The sequence below is a fragment of the Bacteroidota bacterium genome (assembly GCA_018692315.1).
GTDB lineage: Bacteria > Bacteroidota > Bacteroidia > Bacteroidales > JABHKC01 > JABHKC01.
This window is the reverse complement of record JABHKC010000147.1, coordinates 1-16,957: the sequence shown is the minus strand read 5'-3', so window position 1 is coordinate 16,957 and position 16,957 is coordinate 1. Positions and strand designations below refer to the sequence as shown.

Sequence of the window (16,957 nt, the reverse complement as noted above, 5' to 3'; positions counted from 1 at the left end):
TTGTTAACTTTGCAACTTGAAATTTAGTTCGTTGAAAATATTGAAATTACAAAATCCGTAGTACCCGAAAAACGAATCCTATGAACGTAATATGCTCATATGTAGGCAGATATAAAATATTGTTCTCAACTTGGGTTAAATGAGTTCTACACTGTTTTCCTATATCGCCAAATTGCCAAAGATAGAATAACCACTGCATAAATACTCAAGGAAACAAATTCGTCAAGAATATCAAAAAAGCCAGAACCTTTGAGTAAAATCATGCGAATGGCTTTCATAAAATACATAAATGGATTTATTCGGTTGATAATTTGAGCCCAATCAGGCATGCTTTCTACAGGAGTAAAAATTCCACTCATTAAAATGAAAGTGAGAAGGAAAAAATATACAGTAAACATAACCTGCTGCTGATTTGCAGAAATTGCCGAAAAAAACAATCCAAGACCAAGAGCTACAAGCAGGTAAACAAAAGTAAATCCAAATAATAGCCACAAACTCCCCACCATAGGCTGGTCGAAAAGTAGGCGACCAATCACCAAACCAAAAGCCATCTCGAAAAGTGCAATTATCAGAAATGGCAGCAATTTGCCAATTATAAATTGATACTTTTTGATTGGAGTTACATTGATTTGTTCAATAGTTCCGATTTCTTTTTCGCGAACAATATTTAATGCCGACAAAAACATCCCAATGAGAGTTACTAAAATAACTAAAATACCCGGAAGCATATAAATCGTATATTCCAAGTTTTCATTGAACCAATACCGATAGTTCAATTTTATTGGAAGTTCAATTTTTATTTGGTTCAAATCATACCACTCCTGAATAATTTCTTTATTAAAATCCTGAACTATACTTATAGAATAAGCATTTATCAGACCAGCAGCAGTTCCGTTAATGGCGTTTATCAGAAATTGAATTTTAGATTTATTGTTTCTTAACAAATCTCTTTCAAAATTAGCCGGAATATTTAGAATTACGTCAGCAGAATTGTCTAAAAGTTTTTCTTCGGCTTCCTCTAAAGAAAAAGTAAAAGAATTAATATGATAAAAAGGAGAGCCTTCAAATTTAGAAATCAAATTTCGTGATGATTGAGACAAATCCTTATCAAGTACAATCATATCTATATTTTTCATTTCGAATGTTGCAGCGTTCACTAAAATAATAAGTTGAACTACAGGCAAAACAAAAATTAGAGGCAATAGAGTTTTATTGCGAAAAATCTGAATAAATTCTTTTTGAAGAAGATATTTTATTGTGTTCATAAGCTTGAAATTAGAAATTGGAATACCAAGATTTTCATTATTCAAATATCAGTCAAATTTATTCGAGCCTTACTTTAAATTTTTTGACACTTAACAAAATAAAAAAAACAGTCATGCCAAGTAGAACAAGAGTTTCTTTCCATACAAAACTTATACCTGTTCCTTTCAACATCACATTTTTTATAATAATAATGAAGTATTTTGGAGGAATAATGCTACTTAGCCATTGCAAAACCAGAGGCATATTTTCGATAGGAAAAATAAATCCGGACAATAACATTGTTGGCAAAAGCAATGCAAAAAGCGAAATGAACATTGCCACTTGCTGAGAATTTGATACTGTAGAAATGAAAATACCTAATGCAAGTGCCATTACAATGAAGAGCAAACTTTCGAGCATCAACAGGCTAATACTACCTAAGACAGGCATATTGAATACAAAAACGCCCATCGCAATTATCACAACAGCATTTACAAAAGCCATGGCAATGTATGGGCTTACTTTTCCAATTATAATTTGGAAAGGTCTGAGAGGCGACACCAGAAGGACTTCCATAGTTCCGAGCTCTTTTTCACGGGCAATAGAAATTGAGGTCATCATTGCAGAAATAAGCATTAAAATAAGAGCCATAGTTCCAGGAACAAACATAAATGCTCCTTTTAGTTCTTCGTTGTAAAACATACGGATTTCAGGCTCAATTTGAAGTGGCATCTCAACATCTTTTCTTAAACTAATAGCATAATTGCTAATTATACCTTTAGTATAGTTCACAATTAAATTTGCAGTATTTGCATCTGAAGCATCAGCAATGAGTTGGATATTTGCTATGCCCTCCCGTTCAATTTTTTTTGCAAAATCTGCCTCAAAAACTACAACTTCCTTAATAATTCCCGATTTTAGAACATCCTCAATTTCTGTATGCGAATGCAAAACCTTTTTTATCTGAAAATAGCCAGACGAAGACAATTTGTTTGTTATTTCCTGGGAAATATCATCTTTCGATAAATCGAGAATTGCAATTTCGGCATCCTTAATTTCGTTGGTTACAACATATCCAAACAGTAGAATCTGAATTATTGGCATTCCAAAAAGTATAAGCATAGTCCGCTTATCGCGAAATATGTGAAAGAACTCCTTTTTAATAAATCCAAAAAATCGTTTCATAATTTATCCTTTAAAATTACTTTGCCTGGCCAATTTTATAAATACATTTTCGATAGAATCAGTTTCGAATTGCTTTTTCAAATTTGCCGGGGTGTCAATCGCCTCAATTCTACCATCAACCATAATTGAAATACGATGGCAATATTCTGCTTCGTCCATGTAATGTGTTGTTACAAAAACAGTTATATCTTTGTTTGCGGCTTCGTAAATCATATCCCAAAATTGCCGCCTCGTAATGGGATCAACTCCACCTGTGGGTTCATCGAGAAAAACGATGCTCGGCTCATGGAAAATTGCAATCGAAAAAGCCAGTTTTTGCTTCCAGCCTAAAGGCAAAGAGGCTATCAATTTGTTTCGGGCATGTTCGAGTTCAAGCCGCTTAAGCAAAATTGTTGCTTTTGATTTGATGGTTTTTATAGGCATTCCGTAAATTCCTGCATAAAATCTGATATTTTCCCAAACAGTCAGGTCTTCGTAGAGCGAAAATTTTTGGCTCATATAACCAATATTTTTTTTGATGATTTCAGCTTGCTTGTAAACATCATAGCCGGCAACTTCAATTTCACCGGATGTTGGTACAGAAAGTCCACACAAGATTTTAATGGAAGTAGTTTTGCCGGCACCATTGGCTCCAAGAAAACCAAAAATCTCACCCTTTCCAACCTCAAAATTCAGATTGTCGTTTGCAGTGAAACTCCCAAATTTCTTCGTCATATTTTTTGCTCTGATAACAATTTCCTTATTCTTCATTGTGAGAATTTTGTGTCATTAATTCCATAAAACAATCTTCGATATTTGGCGTGATTTGTTCTATAACAATTCCGCTATGATTTTTTGCTTTCAAATTATTTATCAGGTCTTCCCTATTTTCATCTTCATTTTTTGAAATATAATGAAGATATTCTCCGAAAGGATAGACAGAATGAGCGGACTCGTGATTCTTCAAATCTTTCGATAATTTATAAAACTCATCTGATTTAATTGCAAAAACTTTCTTTTCAAACTTTTGCAAAATTCCTGCAGGAGTATCAATTTGCATAAATTCACCATTTTGGATTAAAGCAACCCTGTCGCACAAACTTGCCTCGTCCATGTAGGGTGTTGAAACAATTATGGTAATACCATTTTTTTTTAGTTTTTTAAGCATTTCCCAAAATTCTTTGCGAGAAACAGCATCAACTCCGGTAGTTGGCTCATCTAATACAAGAATTTCCGGCTTATGAATCAGAGCACACGAAAGTGCAAGTTTTTGTTTCATTCCTCCCGAAAGTTTGCCTGCCAATCTTTTTTTGAATGGTTCAATCTGAATGTATATATCTTTGATTAAATCATAGTTATTCTGAATTGTTGTTCCGAAAATTGTTGCAAAAAATTGCAGATTTTCTTCAACGGTCAAATCCTGATAAAGCGAAAATCTGCCGGGCATATATCCTATATTATGTCTGATTTTTTTGTAATCTGCCACTGTATCCAAATTATTCATGCTTGCACTACCTTCATCGGGAATTAGTAAAGTTGTCAAAATTCTCAAAAGGCTTGTTTTCCCGGCTCCATCTGGACCTATCAATCCAAAAAGCTCGCCCTCCGACACATCAAGATTTATATTTTTTAAGGCTTGAATTTTGCCGTAGGATTTATATAAATTCCTTACTTTAATCATGAAATTGAAATTTATATGAAGACTATTTCGCCGGGCATTCCAATTTTTATTCTACCGTCATTTTTTACACGGACTTTCACAGCATAGACCAAATTTACTCGCTCTTCTTTGGTTTGAATAATTTTCGGTGTAAACTCAGCTTTTTCGGAAATCCATGAAATTGTTCCAAAAAGTTCGCTGTTTTCTTTTTCATTTTTATCTATCAAAACTTTCACTTTCTGTCCGAGTTTTATTTTAGGAAGCATTGTCCCACTCACATAGACCCGCAACTCCAGCTCAGTCAAATTGGCAATTTTGTAAATTGATTTTCCAGGGGCAGTTATTTCATTCTGTTCGAGATATTTGTCGAGTACAGTTCCACTTAACGGATTGATAATCTGACATTTACTTATTTGGTCTTCAACAATTTTCAATTGTGCATCCATCGCATTCATTTCGGCAATAATGCTATTTTTCTGAACTTTCGTTGAATTTATCTGACTATCAATTACATTGAACTTTCCTTCCAAATCATCAAATTGTTGCTGACTTACAGCTTTATCTATTAATAGTTTTTTCACTCTATTAAGTTCTGTTTCAACATTTTTCTTTTGCGATTCTAATACTAAAACTTGAGCATCAATATTAGAAAGTTTTGTTTTTATTGCCTGCTTTTTCACCAAAAGAAGATTGTAGTTTAGTTTCAGTTGAGTAGTATCTATCAAACCAACTACCTGATTTTCTGAAAGTAAATCTCCTTCATTAATATTTAGTTCCAACAATTTTCCTCCAAGCTCAGCAGAAATTACAGTTTCCACAGCCTCGAAATTGCCATAGGCATCAGATTTTTTCGCAAGATTTTGGCAAGAAACTGCCCAAACCATCATTACAATTAATAATATTTTTATTGTTTTCATTTTATACTTTTTTATTATTTACCTTGAATATTGTTATAATCTATTTTCGCTTCAATCAGTTGAATTTCATGGGTTTTTAGATTTATTTCAGCCTGAGTTACCAAATTTAATTGGCTTAAATATTCCGAAGAAGTAATTACTCCATTATTTAATTGCGATGAAAAACTTTCCAAAATCTGCTTTTGTAGTTCGATAATTTTCAAGTCTTTATCAATTTTTTGTTCTAAAGAACCAATATTTTTGGAGGCATTCGCAAGTAAAATATTTTGACCTTGCTCGAATGAAGATTTATGAAAATCAATAATGTCGGCTTTAATTTTAAATATTTCCACTTCCTTTTTGGTTTTTTGCCAATCCCAAAAATTCCAGGATAATTTTATTCCGGCAAGGAAGTAAGTGTCGAAATCTTCACTCAACATATTTAGCCCTGGCTTTCCATAAGCAAACTGCCCAAATCCAAAAATCTTAGGATTGTTTTCGTTCTTCTTCAAATTTGCAGCCAAATTGAGTTGTTCTTTTTGAAACTGAAAAAGAGTATTTTCGGGGCGGATCGATAGCTTTTCTAAAACTACGCTATTATCCGGCAAACTTAACTGACTATTCTTTAAGCTTTCGCCAGTCAAAATTTCGAGAATCTCCAGACTTGAAACTAAGTAAAGTTTCACATCTTCAATATTTTGCTCGAGTTTAATTATTTCAACTTCCATAGTCAGAAGGTCTGATTGCAGCAAAATTCCATTTTCTACACCTGATTTTACAGCACCCAATTTCTCGGAAACAAGATTTTTTGCATTTATTAATAATTGAAGGTTTTCTTTTAATATGAAATCTAAGAAAAAAAACTTATTCACTTTTTCCTTTAGTCCAAACATTTCAACTTCAAGCTGTTGAATTTCAGTTTTTACAGAAGCCTTCCTCAGTTCTTTCCTGCTTTTGGTGAGTCCTCCATCATAAATTATTTGATTTAGGTCTAAAAACATTTTGTACTGATCTTTAGTTGGGGTTGGAATATTAATTCCGGGCATGTCAATATCCAAATTGATTACATCGGATTGATAGCTTGCTTGCCCGCCAATTAACAATTTTGGCAAATATGCACTCTGAATTATTTGCATGTCGAGCGATTTTATTTTTTCCAGCTCAGCTTTTTTCAGTCCGAGAGGATGCTTAGAAATTGCCTTTTGCTGACATTCGAAAAGAGTTATTTTATCCTGCGATATTAGTTGGGTCGAAAATAGGATAAGTATTAGTAATAGTTTAGTTCTCATATTTTTTTGAAATTAGAAATTGGAAATTGGAGAGTCAACATGTTTATTTTCAAATTATTAATTTATGTTTTTATTGAATTTATTATAAAATCGGCAACTTCAGTTTTTCGCGATTTCAGAAATTTATTATATTCTCTTTTATTGTTTTTAAACAAAATTGCCTGTACCATATTTCTTGCTACCAGCGGAAAAACACATAATGCTATCAGATTCACAAATATCTGACGGGGGTCCATTTGCTTTATTGAGCCTTCATCCATTTGCTTTTGAATTTTTTTAATTAATTTTTCGGAAGGTAGTCCGGCACTAATGAAAAGCTCTGCCAAACGCTGCGGATTTTTGTTTATTTCCTCTAAAACGAACAATGGTATGTATGGATTTTTTATTAAAACCCCAATATAAAAGTCAGCAAATTTCCTGATAATTTCAAAAACATCGCTTTCTTCGTTTACAATTTTCACAATTTTTGGCAGCATTAGTTGCTTAATGACCGTTGTAAAAACCGACTCGAACAATTTGTCTTTCGAACGATAATAGTAGTGTAGCAGGGCTTTATTAATGCCAGCTTCATCGGCAATTTCCTGCATTCGTGCAGCTGCCTTTCCTTTCCGAATAAAAACATCCTCAGCAGTTTTCAGGATTTTCCCCTCAGTATTTCTATTTTTTTCTTCCATTTTTTAAATAAATGATTTAACCATTTCATTTAACTATTATATTCAACCATTAGGTTAATTTTGATGCAAATAAAACTATTGAGGTGTTTACTTAAATACTAATCTTGATTTGCTGATACGACAAGTGTGGTCTATCCATCATTCTTTCAACAAGTTTGTGAAAAATAGAATCTTTGAAGATAGAACGATTAATCCTGTAAGAGTATTCAGCAAGGTATTTGTCAATGTGTTCTTTATGTACCCATGAATAATTTGTACGGATCCAACTCTTAATCTGATGGATTGCAATATGGAGTTGTTTGAAATTATTCCCTTTGTCACTTGGGACTTGTTTAATATTGTAATCTGCTTGCAATGGGCGGTAACCTTTCCATTCGTCGGTTATTACCTGTGCTCCCGGATCAATATGTTTGGTGAATATCGATCGTAGAGATTTCGCAGAGAAATCCTCTATTCTTAATGCGTAAACCCGTTTTATTTTGTCTTGCTCAGTTAATTCCACAGCGCAGACCACCTTTTTCTTTTTGCTATGATAACTTCGACCTTGTTTATCAGTCTCCTTTCCGCCAACAACAAACTCGTCGACATGTACTGTTCCTTTAATTGGAAGGCCTTGACTGCTTTCCATTCCTTTCCGAATCTTATGCATAAATAGCCACGCGGTTTTGCGTGTAATGCCATATCTTTTAGCAACCTGAGAAGCCGAAAGGCCTTTAGTAGTAGCAGACATCTCAAACATAATCATGAAAGCCTTTCTCACACCAAACTTTACTTTGTGCAATAATGTCCCTGCAGTAGGACTCTCGATATGTTTGCACAAGGTGCAACAACGTTGGTATTTGCTGCCCTCACTAAATTTAGTGTGTTTGCATTTTCGGCACTCAAACCCACTATTCCACTTAATGTCAGACAGATACTTAAGGCAAGCTTCGTCTGATGAAAATCGTTCAGTAAACTCTAAGAGCTTTTCTCCATTATATATTTCCATATATCTTTAATTTTCATGCAAATATAATATTAATTAAGTAAACACCTCAATAAAACTATTTATTTTTTATCTGCAAAATAATTTTTGATATTTTGAAGCGATTTTTAATTGTTAGATAATTAAAATTTTGGGAACATCATTCTTTTGATAGCTCTATTGCAATTTTCCATATGAGAAAATATAAATTTCCTTGATAGTAATACTATTTTTAGATTAAAAAAACAAATCACTAAATTTGCACTAAAACCCGAATATGTCGGATTTAATAAAAAATTGGTTATGAATACAATAAATTTATCTTAGTCAAGATTGAACAAAATGCGTATAAATGGGACAATAATAATATTATTTATAGGATTGATTTTAGTAAGTTGCGGACAAAATAACACTAACAAAAACACGGGATTAGTTGACAATAAAGCACCAAATATGGAAGTTCAGTTAGATACTTCGATGGTTGCAATGCTACCATTTGATACGACAAAAACTTGGATTTTTGAAAATGCCAGACAGACAGAATTATCGATTAATGATTTGATAATAATAGAAGATATACTAACAGGATGTATTTCTGAATACAATACTAAACAAAAACAACTATTCAAAGAGTTAAAATCAAACAATTTAGAATCCAATCTTGATATTAAACACTTTATTATTGACCTTGAAAGATATAAGAGACAATATATGGCTGTGATAAATGATAAAGGAGAAAAAGAGGTTTGGATTAATTGCTTCTGTGATTCATGGGGCAAAAATTGGAGGGAGGAACAGATAATTATTAAAGACGGTGGAAATTGCTATTTCAATTTAAAAATCAATATAAGAAAGAAAAAGTATTATGACTTTATGGTAAATGGATATGCTTAAAGAACTAAACAACACCCAAAAATATAAAAACACCAAAAAACTACCAAATCCGACTTAGCAACTTTAAAATTATTTGTTGTAAAAAATTTGCAAAAATGAATGTTAAATTAAACTATTGAAAATGAGCAATAAAGACAATCACATTAACTACGTTGAATTTAAGGCAAAAAACCTTGAAAAAATAAAGGAATTTTATACTAAATCCTTCGACTGGAATTTCACAGATTATGGGCCAGACTATACGGTATTTTCAGATAGCGGACTTGAGGGAGGATTTCAAAAAACAGAAAATGAAATTATGAATGGAGCTTTAGTAGTTCTTTATCACACAGATCTTGATTTGATTAAAAATGAAATTATCAAGTCTGGCGGAGAAATTTCACAGGATATTTTTTCTTTTCCTGGCGGACGAAGATTCCATTTCATTGATCCGGCAGGCAACGAACTTGCAGTTTGGTCAGACAAATAGGATTCAATATATTGCAGTTTGGATAAAGCGATATACAGGCTACAAGACTTTAAACCTGTCTCAAAAAATCAGCACTTAGTGCCTTTAAGAAAATTCCATTATATTCAAATGACTTCAAAAAGGCAGCAAGAACAAGGCTTGTGAAGAATTTGGCGCTCAGGAGTTTACTTTTGTAAATGACTGATTCAAAATTCAAGCATAAGACAGTTATTGTAGTTTTCTTAGAGCAATTATTACAGTGAGAAAACAACTTATTCCCAAATATTTTGAAGTAATATTGATGTAATTCTTCAACATAAATGATGTATTAAAGAGCCACCTGAATTTTTGATTTAGAATAAATAAGTTACGAATTTTGTTTCCTGAAAATTATTAGATTGTTAATATTAAAAATAATTGAAATGAAACAGTTTGGAAGATTAAGTCGGGTAAATAAAATTATAGTTCTACTATTTTTGCTTCTTTATTGCCAGCATTCGTATAGCCAATTCATAAATGTTGGCTCAGGTTCATATACTACACAATTCCCTGGAGTTGATGCAGCAGGCAGAAATTCCTATCCTTCAGGTACTCCATATACAACCGGTGTGGCAGCAACAAAACCTGCCCCTACCAACGATTGGTGGTCGAAGAAAATCAAAGAAAGCCATGCCGATAATTTGTTCAATTATCCATTTACGCTTAAAACTGTAAGTTCAGGTTTGGTAGTAACATACATGCCTTGGGGAGTTATAGATAGCTTTGAGCCTGTTACAGTTGGGGTTACAGGTTTAAATGCCTCGGCTGCTAATGTTTCCGACTTTTCCGATTGGACTGTAAGCATGGATTGGAGTAATTCGACATACAATTTTCAGGCAACTGCAGGAATTGGAATGCCATTTTTATATTTTACAAAAGGCTCCAGCGATATTGCTCAAATTACCATTACTGAAGGAACTGTTGAAAATTTAAATGAAATGCTAATTATTACAAATGCTCATAATGATGCCGATTTCGCCATTTATGCACCGGCAGGTAGCGTTTGGACTCAAAACGGAAATAATTATACTTCTACTTTAAATGGGGAAAATTACTGGTCTTTAGGATTTATTCCTTTAGATGCAACAAGCGTTTCAACTGTTGCAAACGAATATAAAAAATATGCATATGTATTCCCTTCAAACACAAAAACAAGCTGGAATTACGATACGAATAGCTCAATTCTAAGAACTGATTTTGTTGTAGAAACTGATGTTAAAGAAGGAAGCGATACAAGTATGTTGTTAGGATTACTTCCACATCAGTGGTCAAATCTGGCAGCTAATTCAGCCGTTCCCGGCCAATATTCCTACTCTACTATTCGTGGCGAGCTAAAAACTTTAGATGGAAATAGTTTTAGCGTAGAAAACACCTTTTACGGAATTTTGCCTACACTGCCATATTTAGACTATTACAGCAATGAATTTAATCCGCAGGAAATGAACGAAAAAGTTGAGCTCTTGGAAAACACTGGATTGGATAGCTGGACAGATTCCTACAACGAAGGACAGATGATGAATCGTTTGATTCAGACCGGACGTATAGCCGATTTAACAGGAAACACAACAGCAAGAGATAAGATTCTTGCAACCATAAAAAACCGTCTGGAAGATTGGTTAAAGGCAGAAACCGGCGAGGTGGCATTTTTGTTTTATTACAATCAAACATGGTCGGCATTGCTTGGCTACCCTGCGGGCCATGGGCAGGATGACAACATCAACGACCATCATTTCCATTGGGGATATTTTATTCATGCAGCCTCATTTGTTGAGCAGTTCGATCCAGGTTGGGCAAATCAATGGGGTGAAATGGTGAATTATCTAATACGCGATGCAGCTTGCGAAAATAGAAATGATCCAATGTTTCCTTTTTTAAGAAATTTCAGTCCTTATGCCGGGCATTGCTGGGCTAACGGTTTTGCAACTTTTCCGCAAGGAAACGATCAGGAATCAACATCGGAAAGTATGCAATTCAATTCTGCACTCATTCACTGGGGCACCATTACCGGAAACGATTCTATCAGAGATTTAGGAATTTATCTTTACACAACTGAACAATCGGCAATTGAAGAATACTGGTTCGATATGTACGATCGTATTTTTAACTCAACTCAGCAATATAGCCTGGTATCGAGGGTTTGGGGAAATAGCTACGATAACGGGACATTCTGGACAAGTGATATTGCAGCTTCGTATGGAATTGAAATGTACCCAATTCATGGAGGCTCTTTATATCTTGGGCATGATACAATTTATGTTGAAAACTTATGGAACGAAATTGAACAAAACACAGGAATTCTTGCAAACGAAGTAAATCCTAATTTATGGCACGATGTAATGTGGGAATATCTGGCATTTTTCGACCCCGAAAGTGCAATTTCATTGTACAATTCGTTTCCCGAACGCTCACTTAAATTCGGAATCTCCGATGCTCAGACCTATCATTGGCTGCATTCTATGAATGTTCTCGGAAGAGTAAATCCTATAATAACTGCCGATTACCCATTGGCTGCAACTTTCATTAATAATGGTGAAATCATATACACAGCTCACAATTATGGAAACAGCCAGTTAGATATTACTTTTTCAGATTCTTATGTTTTAAGCGTGTCTGCAAAAAGTATGGCAAGCAGCAAAGATATTTCTTTAAGCGGAACCTTAGCATCAAGTTTTCCTGAGGCATATCCCGGCGGAAGTGTAGAATTAAGCCTTTCAGTAAGTGGCGGTTCTGCAAGCAATATCGAATTTATAGATGGAAACAATTTCATTGGGCAAACTTCTCAAAGTCCATATACTTTTCAGGCTACGAATCTACAAGTTGGGAAACATAGTTTTTATTCAAGAATTTTCGATGGAGCTAACTTTACGATAAGTAATTTAACTACAGTGATAGTTGGCGAACAATTACCTTTTTTGGGAACACCAACAATAATTCCCGGGACAATTCAAGCCGGACAGTTCGATTTTTTTGAAGGTGGAAATGGGCAGGGGATTTCTTATAATGACAACGGTCAAGATAATAATGGCAATTTCAGACCTGATGAATATGTTGATGCGTCAATAGATTTTTCTGAAGGTGCAGTAGTGGGCTGGATTGCAGCTAACGAGTGGTTGGAATATACCATTGATGTTCAGCAAGCTGGCTATTATTCACTTCAGTTTAGATATGCTTGTGGAAACCAAAGTGGTGGCGGACCCTTCCAAATTCTTTCAGATGACGAAATTGTAAATTCAGGAATATCAGTAAATTATACCGGCGATTGGGATGACTGGACAACTAAAACTGTAAATGACATTCCGTTGAAAAGTGGCAAGCAGATTTTAAAACTGTTTTTCGAAAATGGAGAACTAAATCTGGGAAATATGGCATTCACCTACTCCTCTGCACTTACTTATGATCAAGCTGTTGCAGATGCCGGCGAAAATATACTCGTGGTACTTCCCGACAATTCTACAAACCTTGACGCAAGCAATAGCACAAATCCGGGTAGTGCAAATTTATCCTATTCTTGGACTCAAATTTATGGTCCCTCAACACTTACATTTTCTAACACACAAACTGCACAACCAACAATTTCAACATTAGTTGAAGGTATTTATCTCATTAGGTTAGATGTCGATAATGGCACATATTCCGACCAGGATGAAGTTTATGTAATTTCGAGCACAAGCAACAATGTGGCTCCAAAAGTCTCCATTATCACTCCTTCCGATAATTCTGAATATATTGAAGAGGAAACACTTTTAGTTTCAGCGGTAGCTTCCGATTTGATTGGCTATGTCGAAAAAGTTGAGTTTTACGCAAATAATGTTTTTCTAAGCGAAGCAACTCAATTCCCATACGAAACCGACTGGACACCACTGGTAGGCCAGCACATTTTAACAGCTATTGCTATTGACAACGATGGAAATTCAACCACATCCGATGAAATTAATATTTCTATTACCCCTGCCCCATCCTGTTACGGTACTTCTTCAAACGGTGAGTTCGATTACGAGTTTTCTCCCGACGATGATAATCCGACCATTACATTTATTCCTACTATAGCAGGAATGGGAAATCCTACTTGTATTTTATATTACAGTACAAATCCAAGCAACATGCCCGGATATATTGTAAGCCCAAATGTAGCTTACCAAATTACAGCTTCTGAAGGGGAGCTAATATATTTTTATTATACATATTCATACCCCGGGCAAGGCGAACATAATAATTCTGCCGATAAGGATACCTATGTTGTAGGAAGCTGTAAAACAGTATCAATTCCAGATTTTGATGAAAGCACTGCAGTGAAATATTTTCCAAATCCTGTATCAAACAAATTAAGTTTAGAATTGCCTGTCGGCAGAAATGAAATTACTGTTTTCGATTGCACAGGAAGAACAATTTCGAGTTTTGTAGTTACAAACAAATATTCTTCTTTCGACATGGAAAACTTTGATTCGGGAGTTTACATTTTTAGGGTTTCAAATAATATGGATATAACTACTTTTAAGGTAATAAAGTGAACTTCTAAAAATGCAAATTTTAGAAATCCCTTAAAGTAAAATTTAAAGCATTAGAAAATGATAAATAGAATAGCGATAATAATTGTATCCACTTTGCTGGCATATAGCTGTACGTCAGTAAAATCAAAAGAAGTATCAATTTCTGAACGTCAGATTCTTGTTAATGGCAAACCATATCTCATTAAAGGGGTATGTTACACACCTATTCCGAAGGGCAGTAATATCCTCAACTACGATGGTTTAACCGAAGACCTTGCATTGATGGTTGAGGCTGGAATAAATACCATTCGGATTTATAAACCAATTGATAATGCCAGCTTGCTCGATCAGATTCATGCTGCAGGTATTAAAGTGATTGTTGGATTCGGTTACAACCAAGATGGATTTTATGATATTTTATCCGGTTCCTTCATCGATTATGTGAATAATTACAAGACGCACGAAGCCATTCTCTTTTGGGAACTGGGCAATGAGTTTAATTATCACCCCGAGTGGTTTGAAGGAGATATGAACAAGTGGTACAAAGCCTTAAATGATGCGGCAGATATTATTCATCGGAACGATTCAATACACCCTGTGGCAAGTGCACATGGTGAATTACCAAAAAAGAATGTTCTGGATTTATGTCCAAACATTGATATTTGGGGAATGAATGTATATCGTTGGGACAATCCTGAAGGTATTTTTAAGGAATGGACTGCTTTGAGTGATAAACCAATGTATCTGTCGGAAGCCGGAGCAGACAGTTATATGACTGCTACAAGCCATGGCTATGAGAAAGGCAGAAATCAAGATGCACAAGCCAATGCCACCAAAGCTATTTTAGATGATATTTTCAATGCTACTGATGTCTGCTCAGGAGTTGCAATTTTTGCTTTTGTTGATGAATGGTGGAAAGCAGGCGACATAAATTCTCAAGACACGGGAGGTTGGGCTCCAAATAGTAGCGCTGTGCCATACGATGGTACAGCAAACGAGGAATACTGGGGAATAGTTGACATCGACAGAAACAAAAAAAAGGCTTTTAAAGTCGTTAAAGACAGGTTTACCAAGCCTTAATAAATCAGAATCCCGTTCACTTGGTTTTAATTAAACCTGATGGAAGATGTTTTACAATCCGATTGAAAACTTCTTCAGGCCTTCATTTATCGTAAGTAATCAGTGTCGGAAACTTGAATTAAAAATTAGATTTCTCTGTGAAACTAAGTGCCTTTATTTGTGATTCTTTGTGAAACAGTTATTACACAAACTTGCACAAAGATTAAAAAGGATTATTTAGAATCTGTATCATCAAAACTATTTTGTACATGAATAGTTACAGTTTTTAGTCATTAGTTTTATTACCACATAAGGCAGCATACATTCAAAGTTGATGGTCATGCTGCTGTGAAGACAGGATTATTACTTGCTAAAAACATTAATTTTTTGTATATTTGTTGCATGGAGAATAATGAAAATATTGGACTTGATTTTGAAATTGATGAGCTAACAAATTCAGTTAGAAACATTACTACAAATGACAGTTTTCAAACTTCAATTTCAAGAATTACCAAAGCTGATTTAAAAACAATTACTAAAAGGAAAGCTTGGTTATTTAGCTGGAGACAAGAACTTAGTTTTCCAGAAAGAGATGTTTTCAAACTGACAATCATCAATAATCAAAGCATCATTCAAGGATTGAATAGTTTAGAAGTAAAATCTGATCATGTTTTTATTCACCTTGTAGAAAGTGCACCATTTAACAAAGGGAAAAAGAAAATTTATTCTGGGGTACCTGGAAACTTAGTTGCATTTGCTTGTAAGCTTTCCTTTCAGAGAGGACATGAAGGAAACATTGCTTTCATTTCTAAAACTGAACTTATTAATCACTATATTGAAAGCTTAGGAGCTATTCATTTTGGCGGAAGACTTATGATCATTGACACAAAAGCTGCATTGAAACTTATGAATAAATATTATTCAAACTTGATATTATGAAAACTGATAAAAAAATAGAACTTGACGTGGACTTCATTGGCGATCAGAAACCATTGACAAAAGAGGAAAAAGGAAAATTGAGTGAATTTTTCCAAAAGCGAAAAAAGAAAATGACTCGCACAAAGACAAGAAATAAGGAACTCGTAGATTAATGCACGAACTACCAATCGAATAGGCGGCTGAAGGTCAAATAACCATTAGTGCAGCTCTCACAAGTCTGCTTAGCTTGCTGAAATACCTCTATGTGTACAGGTCTTGTACATACCGGTTTAGCAAAAGAAAATTTGAGTTGATGCTCTGCTGGCATATCCATCAGGGATGGGATTATAGGAAAAATGACAAAAATAGTTTGCGAGCTTACAGAATTCTTATATTTTTGCAAAAGTGTTTTTAATTTAAATTAATGTTTAGCAAAGTCAATCAATATTAGAGCATGAATCAAATAAAACAACAGAAATATACACACATGTATCAAGCACAAAGTTCAATGAAATTAATAATCCCTTCGACAATATGGACATTTAAAACAAATAATAATAATAATAAAGAAATAAACGGAATTTTCCGTTTATACTAATGTTAGCACACATGAAAAATATGAAACAAACTTTAAAATTGACAGTCATCACTTTACTTATTTTGGTTTCATGTGATCAAAAGGAAATAAGTGAACGGCATAAAAAAGCTAAAAATGCAGCCGATTATATTATTAATAACTTAGATAAACCTGAAATTGTACATAAATTTCCAGACAAGCATTTTGACAAAACATATATTGCAAAGAATTTATCTTATCTTAGGGAGAATTGTGATTGGAAGAACAGAAATGGAAAATATGTTGACTCCTTTTCACAAAAGAAAATTGGAGGGGATGATAGAATAACATTTTTTTACGAATTTTTTCTAAAGTGTGATAGTATAAGAATTATATTTGACTATATTGTTGAAAATGAAGAACCTGAATTTGTGTATTTTGGGATTGAACAAATTGAGAAACCAAATAAAATGATAATTAATCCCAGTAAACAATTACTGAATAATAATTAACGTGTGCTAATCGAGTAGGCGGCTGATGGCAAAATAGCCACCAGTACACCTCTCACACCACTAAGCGTACGGATCTCGTACTTATCGCTTCATTAAGCAAATGAAAATTTGAGTTGATTCTCAGAAGGAAATCTCTCAGGGATGGGATTATA

At 34.1% G+C, this 16,957-nt stretch carries 15 protein-coding genes; 7 read left to right on the top strand and 8 right to left on the bottom strand.

Annotated elements, in window-relative coordinates:
* Positions 1-146 precede the first annotated feature (146 nt).
* From HN894_10840 to HN894_10805, 8 genes are all read right to left on the bottom strand, one after another.
* Positions 147-1,265: an ABC transporter permease gene (locus HN894_10840; protein ID MBT7143824.1), complete on the bottom strand. Its 1,119-nt coding sequence runs from the start codon at positions 1,263-1,265 to the stop codon at positions 147-149.
* A gap of 58 nt (positions 1,266-1,323) precedes the next feature.
* On the bottom strand, positions 1,324-2,430 hold the full coding sequence (locus HN894_10835; protein ID MBT7143823.1) for an ABC transporter permease: 1,107 nt from the start codon (positions 2,428-2,430) through the stop codon (positions 1,324-1,326).
* A gap of 3 nt (positions 2,431-2,433) precedes the next feature.
* Positions 2,434-3,180, bottom strand: coding sequence for an ABC transporter ATP-binding protein (locus tag HN894_10830; protein MBT7143822.1), 747 nt, complete (start codon positions 3,178-3,180; stop codon positions 2,434-2,436).
* Entirely contained in the window at positions 3,170-4,090 is a 921-nt protein-coding gene (locus HN894_10825; GenBank protein ID MBT7143821.1) for an ABC transporter ATP-binding protein, read from the bottom strand. Before HN894_10825 ends, HN894_10830 begins: the two co-directional genes overlap by 11 nt.
* An 11-nt stretch (positions 4,091-4,101) precedes the next feature.
* A complete protein-coding gene (locus tag HN894_10820; protein ID MBT7143820.1) occupies positions 4,102-4,986 on the bottom strand; it encodes an HlyD family efflux transporter periplasmic adaptor subunit in 885 nt (294 codons plus the stop codon).
* Positions 4,987-5,000: 14 nt separating this feature from the next.
* Positions 5,001-6,254 carry a TolC family protein gene (locus HN894_10815; protein MBT7143819.1) on the bottom strand — a complete coding sequence of 418 codons (1,254 nt, stop codon included), beginning with the start codon at positions 6,252-6,254 and terminating at the stop codon, positions 5,001-5,003.
* A gap of 62 nt (positions 6,255-6,316) precedes the next feature.
* Positions 6,317-6,928 carry a TetR/AcrR family transcriptional regulator gene (locus tag HN894_10810; protein ID MBT7143818.1) on the bottom strand — a complete coding sequence of 204 codons (612 nt, stop codon included), beginning with the start codon at positions 6,926-6,928 and terminating at the stop codon, positions 6,317-6,319.
* Positions 6,929-7,019: 91 nt separating this feature from the next.
* The gene (locus HN894_10805; GenBank protein MBT7143817.1) at positions 7,020-7,916 is read right to left on the bottom strand and encodes an IS1595 family transposase; all 897 of its coding nucleotides are present in this window, start codon (positions 7,914-7,916) and stop codon (positions 7,020-7,022) included.
* A 318-nt stretch (positions 7,917-8,234) separates the two neighbouring features.
* Between HN894_10805 and HN894_10800 the strand changes: the two genes are divergently transcribed.
* The 7 genes from HN894_10800 (at position 8,235) to HN894_10770 (ending at position 16,805) form a co-directional block, all read left to right on the top strand.
* Positions 8,235-8,786, top strand: coding sequence for a hypothetical protein (locus tag HN894_10800; GenBank protein ID MBT7143816.1), 552 nt, complete (start codon positions 8,235-8,237; stop codon positions 8,784-8,786).
* 121 nt (positions 8,787-8,907) lie between these two features.
* A complete protein-coding gene (locus HN894_10795) occupies positions 8,908-9,255 on the top strand; it encodes a VOC family protein (protein ID MBT7143815.1) in 348 nt (115 codons plus the stop codon).
* Positions 9,256-9,656: 401 nt separating this feature from the next.
* Positions 9,657-13,781 carry a carbohydrate-binding protein gene (locus HN894_10790; GenBank protein MBT7143814.1) on the top strand — a complete coding sequence of 1,375 codons (4,125 nt, stop codon included), beginning with the start codon at positions 9,657-9,659 and terminating at the stop codon, positions 13,779-13,781.
* Between the two features lie 57 nt (positions 13,782-13,838).
* Complete coding sequence (locus tag HN894_10785; GenBank protein ID MBT7143813.1) at positions 13,839-14,840, top strand: hypothetical protein; 1,002 nt, start codon at positions 13,839-13,841, stop codon at positions 14,838-14,840.
* 381 nt (positions 14,841-15,221) lie between these two features.
* Complete coding sequence (locus tag HN894_10780; protein MBT7143812.1) at positions 15,222-15,758, top strand: hypothetical protein; 537 nt, start codon at positions 15,222-15,224, stop codon at positions 15,756-15,758.
* Positions 15,755-15,910, top strand: a complete 156-nt coding sequence (locus tag HN894_10775) for a hypothetical protein (protein MBT7143811.1) — start codon at positions 15,755-15,757, stop codon at positions 15,908-15,910. Before HN894_10780 ends, HN894_10775 begins: the two co-directional genes overlap by 4 nt.
* Positions 15,911-16,355: 445 nt before the next feature.
* Positions 16,356-16,805, top strand: a complete 450-nt coding sequence (locus HN894_10770; protein MBT7143810.1) for a hypothetical protein — start codon at positions 16,356-16,358, stop codon at positions 16,803-16,805.
* Positions 16,806-16,957: the final 152 nt, after the last annotated feature.